At 61.3% G+C, this 16,307-nt stretch carries 13 protein-coding genes and 2 tRNA genes; 3 read left to right on the top strand and 12 right to left on the bottom strand.

Annotated features, from left to right (window positions below; translation table 11 throughout):
- Window positions 1-642: 642 nt before the first annotated feature.
- Together QRM57_RS14855 and QRM57_RS14850 are read right to left on the bottom strand one after the other, a co-directional pair.
- Window positions 643-1,497 (bottom strand): rhomboid family intramembrane serine protease, encoded by an 855-nt coding sequence (locus QRM57_RS14855; RefSeq protein WP_235518093.1) that lies wholly within the window; start codon window positions 1,495-1,497, stop codon window positions 643-645.
- 9 nt (window positions 1,498-1,506) lie between these two features.
- The gene (locus QRM57_RS14850) at window positions 1,507-2,049 is read right to left on the bottom strand and encodes a peptidylprolyl isomerase (RefSeq protein WP_257369980.1); all 543 of its coding nucleotides are present in this window, start codon (window positions 2,047-2,049) and stop codon (window positions 1,507-1,509) included.
- A 153-nt stretch (window positions 2,050-2,202) separates the two neighbouring features.
- Between QRM57_RS14850 and QRM57_RS14845 the strand changes: the two genes are divergently transcribed.
- Together QRM57_RS14845 and QRM57_RS14840 are read left to right on the top strand one after the other, a co-directional pair.
- A complete protein-coding gene (locus tag QRM57_RS14845; protein WP_284987145.1) occupies window positions 2,203-3,147 on the top strand; it encodes a hypothetical protein in 945 nt (314 codons plus the stop codon).
- A 121-nt stretch (window positions 3,148-3,268) separates the two neighbouring features.
- The gene (locus QRM57_RS14840) at window positions 3,269-4,144 is read left to right on the top strand and encodes a glycosyltransferase family 2 protein (RefSeq protein ID WP_235518098.1); all 876 of its coding nucleotides are present in this window, start codon (window positions 3,269-3,271) and stop codon (window positions 4,142-4,144) included.
- Window positions 4,145-4,161: 17 nt separating this feature from the next.
- Here QRM57_RS14840 and QRM57_RS14835 read toward each other — a convergent pair whose 3' ends face one another.
- On the bottom strand, window positions 4,162-5,070 hold the full coding sequence (locus QRM57_RS14835; RefSeq protein ID WP_284987144.1) for a DMT family transporter: 909 nt from the start codon (window positions 5,068-5,070) through the stop codon (window positions 4,162-4,164).
- A 117-nt stretch (window positions 5,071-5,187) separates the two neighbouring features.
- Between QRM57_RS14835 and QRM57_RS14830 the strand changes: the two genes are divergently transcribed.
- On the top strand, window positions 5,188-7,176 hold the full coding sequence (locus QRM57_RS14830; RefSeq protein ID WP_284987143.1) for a glycoside hydrolase family 84 protein: 1,989 nt from the start codon (window positions 5,188-5,190) through the stop codon (window positions 7,174-7,176).
- 77 nt (window positions 7,177-7,253) lie between these two features.
- Here the strand turns inward: QRM57_RS14830 and QRM57_RS14825 are convergent.
- From QRM57_RS14825 to gnd, 9 genes are all read right to left on the bottom strand, one after another.
- Window positions 7,254-7,329 (bottom strand) — tRNA-Ala (locus QRM57_RS14825).
- 70 nt (window positions 7,330-7,399) lie between these two features.
- Complete coding sequence (locus QRM57_RS14820) at window positions 7,400-7,519, bottom strand: DLW-39 family protein (RefSeq protein ID WP_284987142.1); 120 nt, start codon at window positions 7,517-7,519, stop codon at window positions 7,400-7,402.
- Between the two features lie 47 nt (window positions 7,520-7,566).
- Window positions 7,567-7,640: transfer RNA gene (locus QRM57_RS14815), tRNA-Ile, on the bottom strand.
- Between the two features lie 113 nt (window positions 7,641-7,753).
- Window positions 7,754-8,473 (bottom strand): DUF3566 domain-containing protein, encoded by a 720-nt coding sequence (locus QRM57_RS14810; RefSeq protein WP_284987141.1) that lies wholly within the window; start codon window positions 8,471-8,473, stop codon window positions 7,754-7,756.
- On the bottom strand, window positions 8,470-11,139 hold the full coding sequence (gene gyrA, locus QRM57_RS14805) for a DNA gyrase subunit A (protein ID WP_284987140.1): 2,670 nt from the start codon (window positions 11,137-11,139) through the stop codon (window positions 8,470-8,472). Before gyrA ends, QRM57_RS14810 begins: the two co-directional genes overlap by 4 nt.
- A gap of 61 nt (window positions 11,140-11,200) precedes the next feature.
- On the bottom strand, window positions 11,201-13,279 hold the full coding sequence (gyrB, locus tag QRM57_RS14800) for a DNA topoisomerase (ATP-hydrolyzing) subunit B (protein WP_257369975.1): 2,079 nt from the start codon (window positions 13,277-13,279) through the stop codon (window positions 11,201-11,203).
- A 337-nt stretch (window positions 13,280-13,616) separates the two neighbouring features.
- On the bottom strand, window positions 13,617-14,171 hold the full coding sequence (locus tag QRM57_RS14795; RefSeq protein WP_284987139.1) for a DciA family protein: 555 nt from the start codon (window positions 14,169-14,171) through the stop codon (window positions 13,617-13,619).
- Window positions 14,158-15,351 (bottom strand): DNA replication/repair protein RecF, encoded by a 1,194-nt coding sequence (gene recF, locus QRM57_RS14790; RefSeq protein ID WP_284987138.1) that lies wholly within the window; start codon window positions 15,349-15,351, stop codon window positions 14,158-14,160. The genes QRM57_RS14795 and recF overlap by 14 nt, the downstream gene beginning before the upstream one ends.
- Before the next feature lie 23 nt (window positions 15,352-15,374).
- Window positions 15,375-16,292: a phosphogluconate dehydrogenase (NAD(+)-dependent, decarboxylating) gene (gene gnd / locus QRM57_RS14785; RefSeq protein WP_257370076.1), complete on the bottom strand. Its 918-nt coding sequence runs from the start codon at window positions 16,290-16,292 to the stop codon at window positions 15,375-15,377.
- Between the last annotated feature and the right edge of the window lie 15 nt (window positions 16,293-16,307).

Below are 16,307 nucleotides of genomic sequence, written 5' to 3'. Positions count from 1 at the left end.
TTCACCCGGGTTAGCCCCGGCAATCCGGGGTTTTCGCCGCCCCTTAAGGCCTGAACTACAGCGATGTAAGTTATTAACAGTGTTGATAAGCCTGTTGATAGATACAGCACAACGCCGCAATTAACAGGGTTGTCCACACCCCGCCTAAAACTTCCCTACTTTTCCACATATACAGGACTACCGGGGACAAAGTTATCCACAGGTGTGGACAGATTCATGCCATTCGGGGGATATCTAGCTCTTTTACCGCCCACAGAGTGCCATTGGCATGGAACTACAAGCATGTAAGTTACTCACAGTGTGGATAAGTCCTGTGGAAAACTGACACCAAGCCCGCATCGGTCGTCCATGACAGACGACTGGAGATGACCCACGGTGAAAACCCACTTCATGTTTTCCTTCACCGACGCTCGGGATAACTCGTGGTGGGACTGGACCCTGATGACCATGGTTCCGGACTGGCTCGGCGCCGAGCACATGGAAAGGGCTCAGGAAACGCTCACCAGGAAGAGAGGTGGGGAAGCGCCGAAAGAGAAAGAGGTACGCCTGGAAGCGATCTATCTAAGAGATCCACGCGCTCTGCTCCGGGGAAGCTAAGGACGATTCTGCGGCAACCAGTCGCCGCCGATAAGGACGGTGGTGTCAGCCGGCAGTGACCCGGACCAACGTGGCAATGGCCAACAGTGCCACCACGAGGACAAGTCCACCTGTTTGAAGCAGGGCCTGGTTCTTACCCCGCGGGGCGTAGGCAATGACACCGGCGGCCAGACCTCCGGCGATCAAGCCGCCCAGGTGTGCTTGCCAGGCAATGGTGGGAACAAAGAACCCAATGGCGCCGTTGATGGCGATCAGAACCCACAGTTGCTTGGTTTCGCCACCTCTGTGGCGTTGCACCACCAGCATGGCTCCGAAGAGTCCGAAGATGGCCCCGGATGCTCCGACCACGCCCACTACAGGGAAGCTTGGCGTGAGCAGCAGATAGCCCACGGAGCCACCAACTGCTGAGATGAGATACACCGCAAGGAATCGGATGCGCCCGAGCAAAGGCTCAAGGGCTTGCCCAAAGATCCAGAGCGTGTACATGTTCAGGACAATGTGCAGGAGGAATCCCTGCGAGTGCAGGAATGCCGATGTCAGCATCCGCCAGGGTTCGGTGTCCGCGAAGATGTTGGCGAACGCGAAATTTTGGAAGATGACATCGCCCGGGAGCACCCACTGGAGGATGTAGACCAGCACGCACACACCGATGATCAGGTACGTCACCAGTGGGCGGCCAATGGCCAAGGTGCCGCCATAGGGCGACTTGTATTCCGGCGTCGAACGTTTTTGTTCGTTGACGCAGTCAACGCATTGGAACCCGACGGCGGCCGCCCGCTGGCACTCCGGGCACGCGGGGCGCCCGCAGCGCTGGCACCGCACGTAGGAGGGCCTGTCCGGGTGCCTGGGGCACACCGGAACATCAGCAGACGGCTCAGCCGACGGGATTCCGTAACTCATGAATGCAGGCTAGAGCTGTTCGATATCGATGCTGTTGATGACGACGTCCTCAACGGGGCGGTCGCCCATGCCCGTACGGACGGCTTCGATGGAGTCCACAACCTTGCGGGATTCTTCGTCCGTCACCTCGCCGAAGATGCTGTGCTTGCCGAACAGCCAGTCGGTGTTAACGGTGGTGATGAAGAACTGTGACCCGTTGGTGCCCTTGCCCATCTGGATACCGGCGTTGGCCATGGCCAGCTTGTACGGGGCGTTGAAGGTCAGTTCCGGGTGGATTTCATCGTCGAACTGGTAGCCCGGTCCGCCGACGCCGCGGCCCAGGGGATCGCCACCCTGGATCATGAAGTCCTTGATGATGCGGTGGAAAATCGTGCCGTTGTACAGCGGCGTGCCGGTCTTGTCCTCGCCCGTTTCCGGGTGGTTCCAGGACTTTTCGCCCGTGGCCAAGCCAATGAAGTTGGCGACCGTCTTGGGCGCGTGGTTGCCGAAGAGGTCAACCTTGATATCGCCGAGGGTCGTGTGGATCGTTGCTTTTGCGGTTGCGATGGTCATGGCCCCATTCTTCCATGCAGGGTCAACGCCTTTGGAGTTGTAAAGCCGGTTCCGCGCTCGGTGAAATCCGTGCCTAATCCGGCAGATGAATAGCCGGTGTTCCCCAAGCGACGTAGGCTAGCAACAAACCAGCATGTGTATCGGGAGGTAGTTGTGAAGAAATCAGACCGTATTGCCCGCGACATCGAACAATCCGTAGCGGACGGTGTGGAAAACGCCCGCGACTGGGCCGCACCCCGCGTGGAGGCTGCCGTGAATTGGGCTGTTCCTCGCATCCAGCACGGCATTGATACCGCTTCCCCCAGGATCCAGGAGGGGCTGAAGACTGCTGCACACAAGGCCGCAGACGGGGTTGCTGTCGTAACGCCCCGGCTCCAGGACGGCCTCGCTCAGTTGGCACCGAAGATCCATGACGCAGTGGAAGATGCCACTCCCAGGATTCAGGAAGCCCTCAACAAGGCAACCCCTGTCCTGGGCCAGGCCCGGGACAAAGTGGTGGATGAATACCTCCCCAAGTTGTCCGAGCAGCTCGGTCAAGCGTCTGTTGCTGTCCACCACGCCCTGGAGAACGCCCCGGCGCAGGTTGATGCCGTAGCGCAGAAGCTGGTGGACTCCGGAGTTGTCCACAGTGTGCAGGAGCAGGCCCAAGCCACTGGCAAGCAGATCAAGGCTGTCGCGGACGAAGCCGGTAAGGCCGTCAGCACCAAGCTGGGCAAGGAACCAAAGCCCAAGAAGCGTGGCTGGTTGATCGTCACCGTCATCGCAGCCGCTGTGGCTGCAGGCGTGGCTGCCTGGAAGGCTTCCAAGCCTGTCGAGGATCCGTGGAAGACGCCGTCACCGGTGACTCCTTCCCCTGTTCCCGCTGACGCTGCAGCTTCGGCCACCGCATCCACCGCGAGCGAGGCCAAGGCCTCGGAAACCAACTCCGAGGACGCCACTGCCGAGGCTGAGCAGGCCACCAAGGACGCCCTCGAGAATGTTGGCGACGCCGGCGCCAAGGTCGCAACCGACGCCAAGACTGCGGTCAAGAACATCGCTGCGAGCCTGCACAAGGACACTGATGCTTCGGACTCCGAAAGCAAGGGCACCCACAGCTAACTCAAGCTGTTCTTACCCTCTCTAAGGGGATCCCGGCCAATGCCGGGGTCCCCTTAGTGTTTCCCCGCATGTCACCAAAGCCTCCTTCGGTGCACCTGCCGTGGGTGTTAGATTTGGAGGGATGTCAGCCGATAGACCCGTTGCGGGTTCCCTCAAGGATGCTCCGGAGCCGCCGGACGTATCCATTGTCATCCCGGCGTATAACGAGGAAAGCGTTATTCGCCAGTGCCTCATTGCGGCCATTTATCAATCAGTCCCGGCAGCCGAAATCATCGTCGTTGACAATCTGTCCACGGATCGAACGGCCAGGATCGTGCGGCAGATGCAGCAGGAGTACCCGGAAAGCCCCATCATCCTTCTCCAGCAGTCTGCCTCGCAGGGACTCATTCCCACCCGGAACTTTGGCCTTAATCACGCCACGGGAGAAGTAGTGGGACGGATCGACGCCGACTCCGTCCTCGAACCCGACTGGGTTGAGCAGGTCCAGAAGGCATTCACGGATCCGACCGTCGCCGCCGCGACCGGCCCCGTGGTCTACTACGACATGCCCATGCGGCGCTTCGGACTCAAAGCCGACGACAAGATGCGCCAACTCATGTTGCGGCTGGCCAAGCACCAGTACCATTTCCTCTTCGGTTCAAACATGGCCCTTCGCCGCTCCGCATGGGAAACCATCCGCGATGAGGCTTGCCTGGATCCCAAGGACGAGATGCACGAGGACATCGATCTGTCGCTGCATCTTTTCGATCACGACCTCAAAGTGCAGTACCTGCCGCAGATGGTCTCCGGCATGTCCGCACGCCGGCTTGAGGACTCGCCGCGCGACTATCGCTACTACGTCCAGCGGTTTGATCGCACGTACAAAGCCCACAATGTGAAGAAGATGGCCCTGAAAGCACCCATGGTGGTGTTCTTTTCCGTGTACTTCCCGGCCAAGCTGTTGCGCGCCATCCACACTGCCAACTCCGCCCAGGGCGTTCGGCGCGGCGGGATTTAACGCACGACGCCGGGAGGCTAGTCGGTTCCCAGCTCAGCTTCGCGCCGGTCTGCTTCGGGCCGTCCACGGCGCTGACCGGCCACCACCACTGCCAGTCCAACAAGAATCAGGGCCAATCCCGCGTATGTGCCGGCCGGCAGCGTTTCATTCAGGAAGACTGCTGCGAGGATCGCCGCACCCGGAATCTCCAACAGGATAATCATCGACACCAGCAACGGACTCATCGTGGCCAGCAGGTGGTTGAAGGCTGTATGTCCCACCAGCTGCGCGCAGACGGTGATGGCAATAATCCCCAGCCAGCCTCCGGCGTCGAACCCTACAAGGGCCTGGCCGTTGAAGGTAGCCAGCACCGCAACGATCGCCGCGCAGATGCCATAGCAGAGGGTGGTGTAGGTGCCAATACCCATCGACTGGCGGGCTTTCCCGCCCGCCAGCGTGTAGAGCCCCGCCAGCGCACCGCCAGCAAGCGCCAGGAGGTCGCCCAGCAGCGCCTCGGGCGAGGAACCCATATCGAACCCGGTAATGGCCACCACCCCGCCAAACGCAATCCCCAGGCCCAGCAGCACCGGCCAACGGTGCCTGGTGCCGCGGAACAACTGGAAAACGGCGATCCACGCCGATTGCAGGCATACCAAGGCCGTAGCCGCCGCAACGGACGTCAGTTGCAGGGCCGTGATGAAGCAGGCGAAGTGGAAGGCCAGAGCGACAGCGGCCGTCACGGACCAGCCAAGCTCCCTGCGTGTGATCTTCCCGAAAGCCTTGGGCTCGCGGACAACCACAGGAGTGGCCATGACCAAAGCCCCGATTGCGTTGCGCCAAAAAGCGATGGCCAGAGCGGTCACGGAGGTGGCCCCCAAGGTGCCGGCCATCAGCGGGCCGGAGGAGGCGACTCCCAGTACCCCGAGGGCGGCGATGAGAAGGGTCACGGATCAACCTTAGTGTGGCCGGCAAGCGCTTCTCTCCCTATCTGATGCAGGGACAGTGTGATTGTCTTGACTCAGCATTCCAGTAAGCCGCGTACGGCATACACAAGGGGTAACTCATTGAACAACGCACCCAACTCCGCAGGTGCCAGACGCAGGCGGTCCCTCCTCATCCTGATCGCAGCCGCGGCACTCGCCGCCGCTATGGTCATGAGCGGGTGGTTTGTTATTGCACATGACCGCCCGGACGGGAAGGGCGGAGATGTTGGAGCCGTTCCCGATATCTTCCCTGTGCCGCAACACACCCACGTCGGAACCGGAGGGTCCATACCTCTCAGCGGCCATGTGTACGTTGTAGCTTCGGAGGGAACGGACCAGGCCTCGATCGACGCCCTGGTGGAGTTGGTTTCCGGAGCCGGAGGAACGGCCGAGACTGTGACCACACTGTCCACTCCCCGCGAGGGCTCCTCTGCCGTTCGTGCGGGGACCGATTCCGCTGGCGCCCTCAGAGCGCTGCATTTGGACGGTGATCCGGAGATCCGGACCGCACTCGAACGGCCCGAGGGTTACGCGATAGCTACCGGCCAAATCGATGGGATCCCGACGGCGGTACTTGCCGGCCGGGACGCCGACGGCATCTTCCACGGAGTGCAGTCACTTCGCCAACTGCTCAAGGACGGCAGTCTGGCGGCCGTACGCATCAGTGACTGGCCATTGATGGAAACCCGAGGCGTTATTGAGGGCTTCTACGGCACGCCTTGGTCTCACCAGGCCCGGCTCGACGTCATCAAGTTCGCTGGCCGGCAAAAGATGAATACCTACATCTATTCACCCAAGGACGATCCCCTGCTGAGGGAGAGGTGGCGCGATCTATATTCCAACCAGGAACTTGGTGAACTGCGGGAGCTTATTGACGCCGCTGCTGCCAGTCACATCCGTTTTACGTACGCTTTATCGCCCGGGATCGACGTTTGCTACTCGCGCACATCTGATTTGAACGATGCCTTAACCAAGCTCGAGTCGTTGTATTCGCTGGGCGTTCGATCCTTCGTGATACCCCTTGACGACATAGCCACCAAAGTCCAGTGTGCCGAGGATGTGAAGGAGTTCGGATCCGGCCAAGCCAACCTGGCCAAGGCGCAGGCCTCATTCATTAACGACGTCAACGAGAAGTTCATCGTGGGCAAACAGGGCGTCCAACCATTGGAAACAGTCCCCACTTTCTACAACGGTTCCGACAGCACCGCCTACAAAAGGGAACTCGGCAAGGCACTGAACCCGGACATTGTGGTGCAGTGGACCGGTGAGGACGTGGTTTCGCACCGCATCACCAAGGAATCAGTGGATACGGCCCGGCGCAGTTACGGGACCTCGTCTGCACTCAGGACCCTCGTTATCTGGGACAACTACCCGGTCAACGATTTCTCCCAGGATCACTTGTTCATGGCACCGGTGCTCGGCCGGGACGCGGACTTGTACACGTCCATCCGCGGCATCGTCACCAACCCCATGATCGAGCCGTATCTTTCCCTGCCTGCTATCTTCAACTACGCCGACCTGTCTTGGAACGGGCCCGCCTACGACGCTGCGAAGTCCATGAACGCCGCCTTATCCCTGGTAGCGGGGCCGGATCCCGCCGTCCAGGAAGGTGTCCGGGCTTTCGTGGATCTGAACCAGGATTGGCAGGACGACGAACTTTCACCTTCCGCTCCCGAGCTGCGACGCGATATTGACCGGTTCTGGACGGATTACGACGCCGGGCGGGCGCCTTCAGGTGGTTTGAAGGCCCGCTCAGCGCTACTTCAGCGGCTGCCCGAACTTCTCCCGCGGATGGCGCAACGAGGCTTCGCCCAGGATGCCGCGGCGTGGGTTGCTGCGGCGGCCGAATATGGACGCGGTGTAGAGGCCGCGCTGGACATGCTCGAGGCCACGAAACGAGGCGACACAGAGGCGGCCGCTACGGCCCGCAAGAATGTTGAGACCGCCCTGGCCTCAGCGGAGGAAAAGCGCCAACCAACCCTGGAGCTTGGAGTTGTCACGCCGGTCTTGGGTGGCAGCGAGTTGAAGTCATTCCTCGAGCAGGCCCTTCAGCGGGTTCCAGCCGGATGAGGGACATGTTTCGGCTGGATGAGGGCAGAAGCCGTTAAAGCAAAAGTCCCGGTCATTTCTGACCGGGACTTTTCTTATGGTGGAGGCACGGGGACTCGAACCCCGAACCCCCTGCTTGCAAAGCAGGTGCGCTACCAATTGCGCCATGCCCCCATAAGAAGCAACCCGTCTATCATACCCTAAGTTTTGACTGTCAATTACCAGTTCAAACCGGGCTCTTCGGCTAATCGACCTTATCGGTCGACTGGCTCCAGACATTCTTCCGGGCTTCGGATTCCTGTGCCTTTTTATAGGCCAGGACACCTGCGACCGCTGCTGCCAGTACAACAAGCAACCTCTTCACAAGTACCTCATTCCAGTTCAGTTTTACCTGAACCACTTTTGGTTCCGTGGGCGTACCAGGACTTGAACCTGGGACCTCTTCGTTATCAGCGAAGCGCTCTAACCGCCTGAGCTATACGCCCCGATGCCTCATCGGGCCGAGATATGACTGTACAGCACATCCCGGCCCGATCTCAAATCGAGGCTTTCCCACCACGGATTTCAGCCATTTTCAGCGTATTTCCGCGGTTTTTTGCTAGTCGTCGGTCAAGGTGACGCCGACGCCACCAACCAAAGTTGCCGAAATGTTATACAGCACGGCGGAGAGCATGGAGAGGGCGGTCAGCAGGACCACGTTCACCACAGCAATGATGGTGGCGAAGGAAGCCACCTGTCCCAAGGAAGCGATCTTCTTCAATTCGAATCCGCTGCCTTCAGAACCGGCCAGGGTACCCAGGAGGCTATCTACCTGGTTGAAGATGCCAGTCAGGTCCAGGACGGTCCAGAGCACGATCGCGGCCACCACTGTGACAATGCCCAGTGCGACCGACAAAAGGAATGCCATCTTCAGGACCGACCAGGGGTCGACCTTGCTGACAAGCAACCGTGCGCGGCGAACCTTGGCCTTGGGAGCGGGCTTCACCAAACCGGGTCCGCCCTGGGCGGGGCGCTGGCCGCCTGCTGCTGCCGGACGTTGTCCAGCCTGTGCGGGCCGCTGTCCGGGAGCACCTGTGGGCCGCTGGCCGCCTGCTCCTGCGGGACGCTGGCCCGGCTGTGCAGGGCGCTGCCCGGGAGCTCCAGCGGGGCGCTGGGCTGAGTTGGCGCCGCCTGCAGGGCGTGCCCCGGTCTCGCCGGCCGCGGCGCCTGGACGCTGCTGCGGCCGTGCAGGGGTTCCTGCCTGCGCGCTGCCCGCGGGCTGCCGGAGTCCGCCGGGGACACCTGTGCTCGGCTTGGGATATGAGTCGGAATTACTCACTCGTTACCTCCGGTATTGTCTTCGTTCAGCTCCGCGCCCGTATCGGTTTCCGGGTCTGCGTCGTTTTCCGTTTCGGGCGTGACGGTCGCCTCAGCGGCGCCGTCGTCTTCAGCCAACGTTACGTCATGGTCGAGTCCGTCCTCAGATTCTTCGACTTCCAAACCACGTTCGCTGTTTCGTGCCACCTCGATGATGCGGTCATTCTTGTCAGGTTTGGCAAAAATGACGCCCATGGTGTCGCGGCCCTTTGCAGGGACTCCGGTGACGGCAGAGCGGACTACCTTGCCGCCCTCCATGACCACCAGGACTTCGTCTTCTTCCTGCACGATCAAGGCACCCACAAGGTCGCCACGGTCTTCGGCAAGCTTGGCCACCTTGATGCCGAGGCCACCACGGCCCTGGAGCCTGTATTCGTCGACGGCGGTGCGCTTGGCGTAGCCGCCCTCGGTCACGATGAACACGAACGAGCCGTCCTGTACCACGTCAGCAGCCAAGAGCTCGTCGTCTTCACGGAACTTCATACCGGTCACACCCGACGTTGCACGGCCCATGGGGCGCAGAGCGTCATCTGTTGCCGTGAAGCGGATCGACTGGCCCTTGCGTGACACGAGGAGGAGGTCATCAGTTTCGCTCACCAGCTGGGCGGAAACGAGTTCGTCTTCGTCGCGCAGGTTGATGGCGATGACGCCGGCCGTGCGGTTGGTGTCGTAGTCCTCCAGCCTAGTCTTCTTGACCAGGCCGTTCTTGGTTGCAAGAACCAGGTACGGCGCTTGCTGGTAGTCGCGCAGATCCAGGACCTGCGCGATGTGCTCATCCGGCTGGAAGGCAAGGAGGTTGGCAACGTGCTGGCCCTTGGCATCCCGGCCGGCTTCCGCCAGCTCGTAGGCCTTGGCACGGTAGACCCGTCCCAGGTTGGTGAAGAACAACAGCCAGTGGTGCGTGGTGGTCACAAAGAAGTGCTCCACGACGTCGTCCCCGCGCAACTGCGCGCCCTTGATTCCCTTGCCGCCGCGTTGCTGCGAACGGTAGTTGTCGCTGCGGGTCCGCTTGACGTATCCGCCGCGGGTAATCGTGACGACCATTTCTTCTTCGGGGATCAGGTCCTCCATGGACATGTCACCGTCGAAGCCCATCAGGATGTGGGTGCGGCGGTCGTCGCCGTGCTTGGCCACGATCTCGGCGAGTTCCTCGCTGATGATCTGCCGCTGGCGTTCCTCGGAAGCCAGGATCGAGTTGTATTCCTGGATCATCGCTTCGAGCTCGGAATGACGGTCCTGGATCTTCTGGCGTTCCAGGGCAGCCAAACGGCGCAACTGCATGTCCAGGATGGCCCGGGCCTGGAGCTCGTCGATCTCCAGAAGCTCCATGAGTCCCTCGCGGGCAGCCTCCGTGGTGTTGGACGCGCGAATGAGGGCGATGACCTCGTCCAACATGTCCAGTGCTTTCAGGAGTGCACGCAGGATGTGTGCTTCTTCCTCGGCCTTGCGCAGGCGGTACCTGGTGCGACGCGCGATGACGTCCATCTGGTGCGCAACCCAGTGCCGGATGAATGCATCCAGGCTCAAGGTGCGCGGAACGCCGTCGACAATGGCAAGCATGTTCGCCGAGAAGTTGTCCTGCAGCTGCGTGTGCTTGTACAGGTTGTTCAGGACCACCTTGGCGACGGCATCGCGCTTCAGCACGATCACCAGGCGCTGGCCCGTGCGTCCAGAGGTTTCATCACGGAGGTCCGCGATGCCCTGGATCTTGCCGTCCTTGACCAGTTCGGCAATCTTGATGGCCAGGTTGTCCGGGTTTGCCTGGTAAGGAAGCTCCGTGACTACCAGGCAGGTGCGGCCCTGGAGTTCCTCGACGTTAACCACTGCGCGCATGGTGATGGAGCCGCGGCCGGTACGGTAGGCGTCTTCGATGCCCTTGTGGCCGAGGATCGTGGCACCCGTAGGGAAATCGGGTCCCTTGATACGGAGCAACAGCGCTTCAAGGAGCTCTTCCCGGGTGGCCGTGGGGTTATCCAGCGCCCACTGGACACCTTCGGCAACTTCGCGGAGGTTATGCGGCGGAATGTTGGTGGCCATACCGACGGCGATGCCTGAGGAACCGTTGACCAGCAGGTTGGGGAACCTGGCCGGCAGGATGGTGGGTTCCTGGTTCTTGCCGTCGTAGTTGTCCTGGAAGTCGACGGTTTCCTCGTCGATATCCCGGACCATTTCCATGGCCAGCTGGGCCATTTTGGTTTCGGTGTAACGCGGCGCAGCGGCTCCATCGTTACCGGGGGAACCGAAGTTGCCCTGGCCAAGCGCCAGCGGGTAGCGCATGGTCCAGTCCTGGATGAGGCGGACCAAGGCGTCGTAGATCGCCATGTCACCGTGCGGGTGATAGGTACCCATGACATCGCCGACCACGCGGGCGCACTTGTTGAAAGAGCGGTCCGGGCGGTAGCCGCCGTCGAACATTGCGTACAGGACGCGGCGGTGAACCGGCTTGAGCCCGTCCCGGACGTCCGGGAGGGCTCGGCCGACAATCACGGCCATTGCGTAGTCCAGGTAGGACCGCTGCATTTCCGTCTGCAGGTCCACCTGTTCGACGCGGTCAGTCAGCACATCACCCTCAAGAACTACATCCTCGGCGTCGTTCGAGGCCGGGACTTCGGGAGTTTCGTCACTCATAATCTAAGTTTCCGTTTCAGGTATATGTCGGTTCTGGAATATCTAAGTGGCCGGTGGGCCGCTAGATATCGAGGAACCTGACGTCCTTGGCGTTCTGCTGGATGAAGTTTCGCCGCGACTCCACGTCCTCGCCCATCAAGACGGAGAAGGTCTGGTCAGCGGCCAGCGCGTCGTCCATGGTGACCTGCAAAAGCGTGCGGCGCTCGGGATCCATGGTGGTGTCCCACAGCTCCGTGTAGTCCATCTCGCCCAAACCCTTGTAGCGCTGGATGCCGTTGTCCTTGGGAAGCCGCTTGTTCATGGCAGCGCCCTTGCGGATGGTCTCATCACGTTCACGATCGCTGTAAACGTAGTCGTGAGCAGCGTTGGACCACTTGATCCTGTACAACGGCGGCTGAGCCAGGTAGACGTAACCGTTCTCGATAAGGGGACGCATGTAGCGGAACAGCAGCGTCATCAAGAGGGTGGTGATGTGCTGGCCGTCAACGTCGGCATCGGCCATCAGGACGATCTTGTGATAGCGGAGCTTGGCGATGTCGAAGTCCTCGCCAATGCCCGTACCGAAAGCCGTGATCATGGACTGGACTTCGGCGTTCCCCAAGGCCTTGTCCAGCCGGGCGCGCTCCACATTCAGGATCTTGCCGCGCAGGGGCAGGATGGCTTGGGTTTCCGGGTTGCGGCCACGCTTGGCCGAACCACCGGCCGAGTCACCCTCCACGAGGTAGACCTCACAACGCGAAGGATCCTTGGAGGAGCAGTCTGACAACTTACCCGGCATGCCAAACGATTCCAGCGGGCTCTTCCGGCGGGCGTTATCGCGGGCCTTGCGTGCTGCCATACGTGCTTGGGCAGCCGAGATGGCTTTGCGGATCACGTCGCGGGCAGGGCCGGGGTTCCGCTCCAACCAGTCACCCAACTGGTCGGTGACCACGCGCTGGACGAATCCCTTGACCTCGGAATTACCCAGTTTGGTCTTGGTCTGGCCTTCGAACTGTGGCTCGGAAAGCTTGACGGAAATAACGGCCGTCAGGCCTTCGCGGATGTCGTCACCGGTGAGGTTGTCATCCTTTTCCTTGATGATGCTCTTCTCCCGCGCATAGCGGTTGATCAGCGAGGTCATCGCAGCGCGGAAACCCTCTTCGTGGGTTCCGCCCTCGTGGGTATTGATGGTGTTGGCGTAGGTGTGGACACTTTCCGAGTAGGCGGTTGTCCACTGCATGGCAACTTCAACGGCGATGTGCCGCTCAGTGTCTTCAGTTTCGAAGGCGATGACGTCCTCGTGGACGATTTCAACCTTTTTGTTCGAGTTCAGGTGCTTCACGTAGTCCAGCAGGCCGTCAGGGTACTGGTACACCACCGTGCGGTGCTCGGCGCTGACTTCACCCTCGGTCGCCACGGCGTCAAGGTCAAGGTCGTCGTCACCGTCCCGCGTGACGGGGCGTTCATCGGTCAGCGTGATTTTCAGCCCCTTGTTAAGGAAGGCCATCTGCTGGAACCGGGCACGCAGCGTCTCGAAGTCGAACTCAGTGGACTCGAAGATGGTGCCATCGGGGTAGAACGTCTGGGAAGTACCGGTCTCTTCCGTAGCCTCGCCTTGGACGAGTTCGCCCTGTGGCTTACCGCCGTCTGCGAAGGTCATCCGCCAGACGTGGCCCTGGCGGCGGACTTCCGTGTCCACGCGACGAGACAAAGCGTTGACCACGGAGATGCCCACACCGTGAAGGCCGCCGGAGACCGCGTATCCGCCGCCACCGAACTTGCCACCGGCGTGCAGGATGGTCATGACGACTTCGACTGTCGGCTTGCCTTCGGTGGGGTGGATGTCCACGGGGATACCGCGGCCGTCGTCCACTACCCGGACGCCACCATCCGCGCGAAGAGTAACTTCGATATGGCTGCAGTAGCCGGCCAAGGCTTCATCGACGGAGTTGTCCACCACTTCGTAAACAAGGTGGTGCAAACCACGGGGACCGGTGGAACCGATATACATACCCGGGCGTTTGCGCACGGCTTCGAGGCCCTCCAGCACGGTGATATCGCTGGCACCGTACTCCCTGGGCGCCTCGGCGGGCGTGTCAGGCGTGGGAACAGTCTCCTCTTCGGGCTCTACTGCCAAGGTCTCTGCATTGTCGTTAGCCACAGGCGCTTTCGACTCCTCTGTACTCGATGTCGGCCGTTCCCGGTGTTGTCCACGGCGAACCGAGGCCGTCAACGGGCACGTGACTGATTGCGCCGACTACTCCGACGAAGGGGTCCCTGAGACCACAAGAGTGGATTCAGGACCTGGACGACGTTTCACCGGCGCTCAGTGATCTACGCCAATTCTATCGTGGATACGCTCGAATCCTTGCAAATACGGGGGCAGCCGAGAGCTGAATATGCCCGTGGGAGGCCGCTGGCCCTATCTTCAATGGCCCTGCGGTGGTCCCGATGGGGGTCCATACGGCCCAGGGGCGTTGAATCGCCCTGCACGCCTTTCAGCCGTAAGTGTCCCTGGGGCCCCGCCCGTTGACACTTCGCCCGCCTTTTCGCCAACTTGGAGCCGACGGACCCAAAACCTGAATGCTCGTTACTACGCCTTCGCCGAGTTCATTCCGGAACATCTCGAGCAGGCTGGAACTGAGCAACCGCAGTTGGGTGGCCCACGCCGTGGAGTCGCAGCGGACGTGGAGCGTCGTGTCCGTGAAGCTCTCCGGAGTGCAGTGGGACGAGATATCCGGACCAACCAAGGTTTCCCATTCAGCCATCACGGACCCTACGGCAACCGGTGACGTCCATCCCCGCTCAGCCACCAAGCGCCCAACAACTTTGCCCAGGCCCAAAGGATCCCGGCCGCTGCCATGGAATTGGGTGAAACCCCTGGTATTGCGGAGGCCTTTGCGTTGGGGGGCTGATCCGGAGCGGGGAGCGCGTTGCCTTACTTCGCCCCGCGCGGCAGCAGCCTCGCGCATGCGGTTCAGCGCTGCTTGGGCCGCGTCAATTTCGTCGGGATCCCGGCCGGGCTGGAGTCCGTCCGCGCTATCCTTCGCCATCGATGCCTCCCGGAACAACGGTAACGCGCCGTCCGGCCAGCTCCTCAGGGATATCGGCGTCGACGGCGGCCGTCACCAGCACCTGCTCGGCGCCGGCCACTATTGCAGCCAGTTTACGCCGCCGTTGAACATCAAGTTCGGCAAAGACATCGTCCAGGATAAGGATCGGCGCGGTCCCGCCCGTGCGGGAGTCGTCCAGCATGACGTAGTAGGAAGCAAGCCTCAGGGAAAGGCACATGGACCAGGTCTCGCCATGGGAGGCGTAGCCCTTTGCGGGCGCTTGACCCAAAACGAGTTCCAGCTCGTCCCGGTGCGGCCCCACCAAGGAGATCCCCCGTTCCAGTTCCTTCTTCCGCGACGCAGCGAAGGCCTGGATGTACCGTTCGGTGAGATCGTCCACGGACAGTACCCGGAGGTCCTCCGCCGACGACGACGGTTCCGTTGCGCGATCCGCCGGACCGCCGTCGTCATCCAGGATGTCCTGGATAGTGGAACGGTAGATGGCGCCGGCTTCCTTGGAACCATCGGTCAGCTGTGCGTAGGCATTGTTGAGGTGCGGACGCAGCCGCTCCACGAGCTCAAGGCGGGCGTGCAGGAGTTCAGCACCTGCCCGCGCCATGTGCTGGTCCCAAACATCCAGGGTTGCTTCATGGCCCGCAGTGAACTTACCTGTCCGTGCAGACTTCAGGAGCGCGTTGCGCTGCTTAAGGACCCGATCGTAATCGCTTCGTGTGGCAGCATGCCGCGGAACCAGGCTTACCAACAGCTCATCAAGGAATCGGCGACGGTTCGAAGGGTCCCCCTTCACCAGAGCCAGGTCCTCCGGAGCGAAAAGCACTGTTTGGCAGATGCCCAGGATATCCCGCGCCCGCACTGGGTTACTGCGGTTGATACGGCCTCGGTTCGCGCGGCCGGCATTGATTTCCAGCTCAATGACAGTCGACTGCTCGCCACGGACAAGCCGCGCCCGGACCATGGCGCGCTCGGTGCCAAAGCGGAGCAGCGGGCCGTCGGTGCTCACACGGTGCGAGCTCAGCGTGGCAAGGTACCCGATGGCCTCCATCAGGTTGGTCTTGCCGATCCCGTTGGAACCCACCAGCACGGTCACACCTGGGCCAAGCTTCAGGTCAACCTGTGCATAACTGCGGAAATCCGTCAGTGAAAGATGTTCGAGGTACACGCCGTTCGCAGGACTCCTGCGGCCTAGCTGGCCGGACGGGTGGCGTGTCCACCGAACTGATGACGCAGGGCGGAGACCATTTTCATGGCCGGAGAGTTGTCCTCGCGGGAAGCGAACCGGGCAAACAACGCTGCGGTAATTGCCGGGGCCGGAACGGCGTTGGCGATTGCCTCTTCCACGGTCCAGCGTCCCTCTCCCGAATCCTCAACGTAATCGTCAATGGATGCAAGGCCCGGATCCTCGTCCAATGCCTTGACCATGAGGTCCAGCAGCCAGGAGCGGACCACGGTGCCCTTTTGCCAAGCACGGAAGGTACCTGGGAGGTCCTTCACAATGTCCTTGGCGGCGAGCAATTCGTAGCCCTCGGCGTATGCCTGCATGAGGCCGTACTCGATGCCGTTGTGGACCATTTTGGCGTAGTGACCTGCGCCGACACCGCCGACGTGGACGAAACTGTCGGCGCGCTCACCCTCAGGGCGGAGTGCGTCGAACACAGGCATTGCCAGTTCAATGTCCTCGTCCGCTCCGCCGGCCATCAGGCCGTAGCCGTTCTGCAGGCCCCACACGCCACCGGAAACGCCGCAGTCCGCAAAGCGAATGCTCTTTTCGGCGAGTGCCGCGGCGTGCTTCTGGTCCTCGGTGAAACGTGAGTTGCCGCCGTCGATGACCATGTCGCCGGGGCTGAGCTTTTCACCAAGCTCTGTGATCACAGCGTCAGTGATGGCACCAGATGGGACCATCACCCAGACCAGCCTCGGGGTGGGCAGGGCCGCAATGAGTTCATCGACGGAAGAGACATCCGTGATGTCCGGATTCCGGTCGAAACCCGTGACTTCGATGCCGCCGTTCCGCATGCGTTCCCGCATGTTGAAACCCATTTTTCCGAGGCCGATCAGTCCGATGTGCACAGTGTGAACTCTTTTCTGGGAATGAGGGTTGATGTGTCCGTGGCGTCT

The organism is Arthrobacter sp. fls2-241-R2A-172 (assembly GCF_030208885.1).
GTDB lineage: Bacteria > Actinomycetota > Actinomycetes > Actinomycetales > Micrococcaceae > Arthrobacter.
Note: the sequence above shows the minus strand (reverse complement) of the source record. Positions and strands in the feature narration are given on the sequence as shown.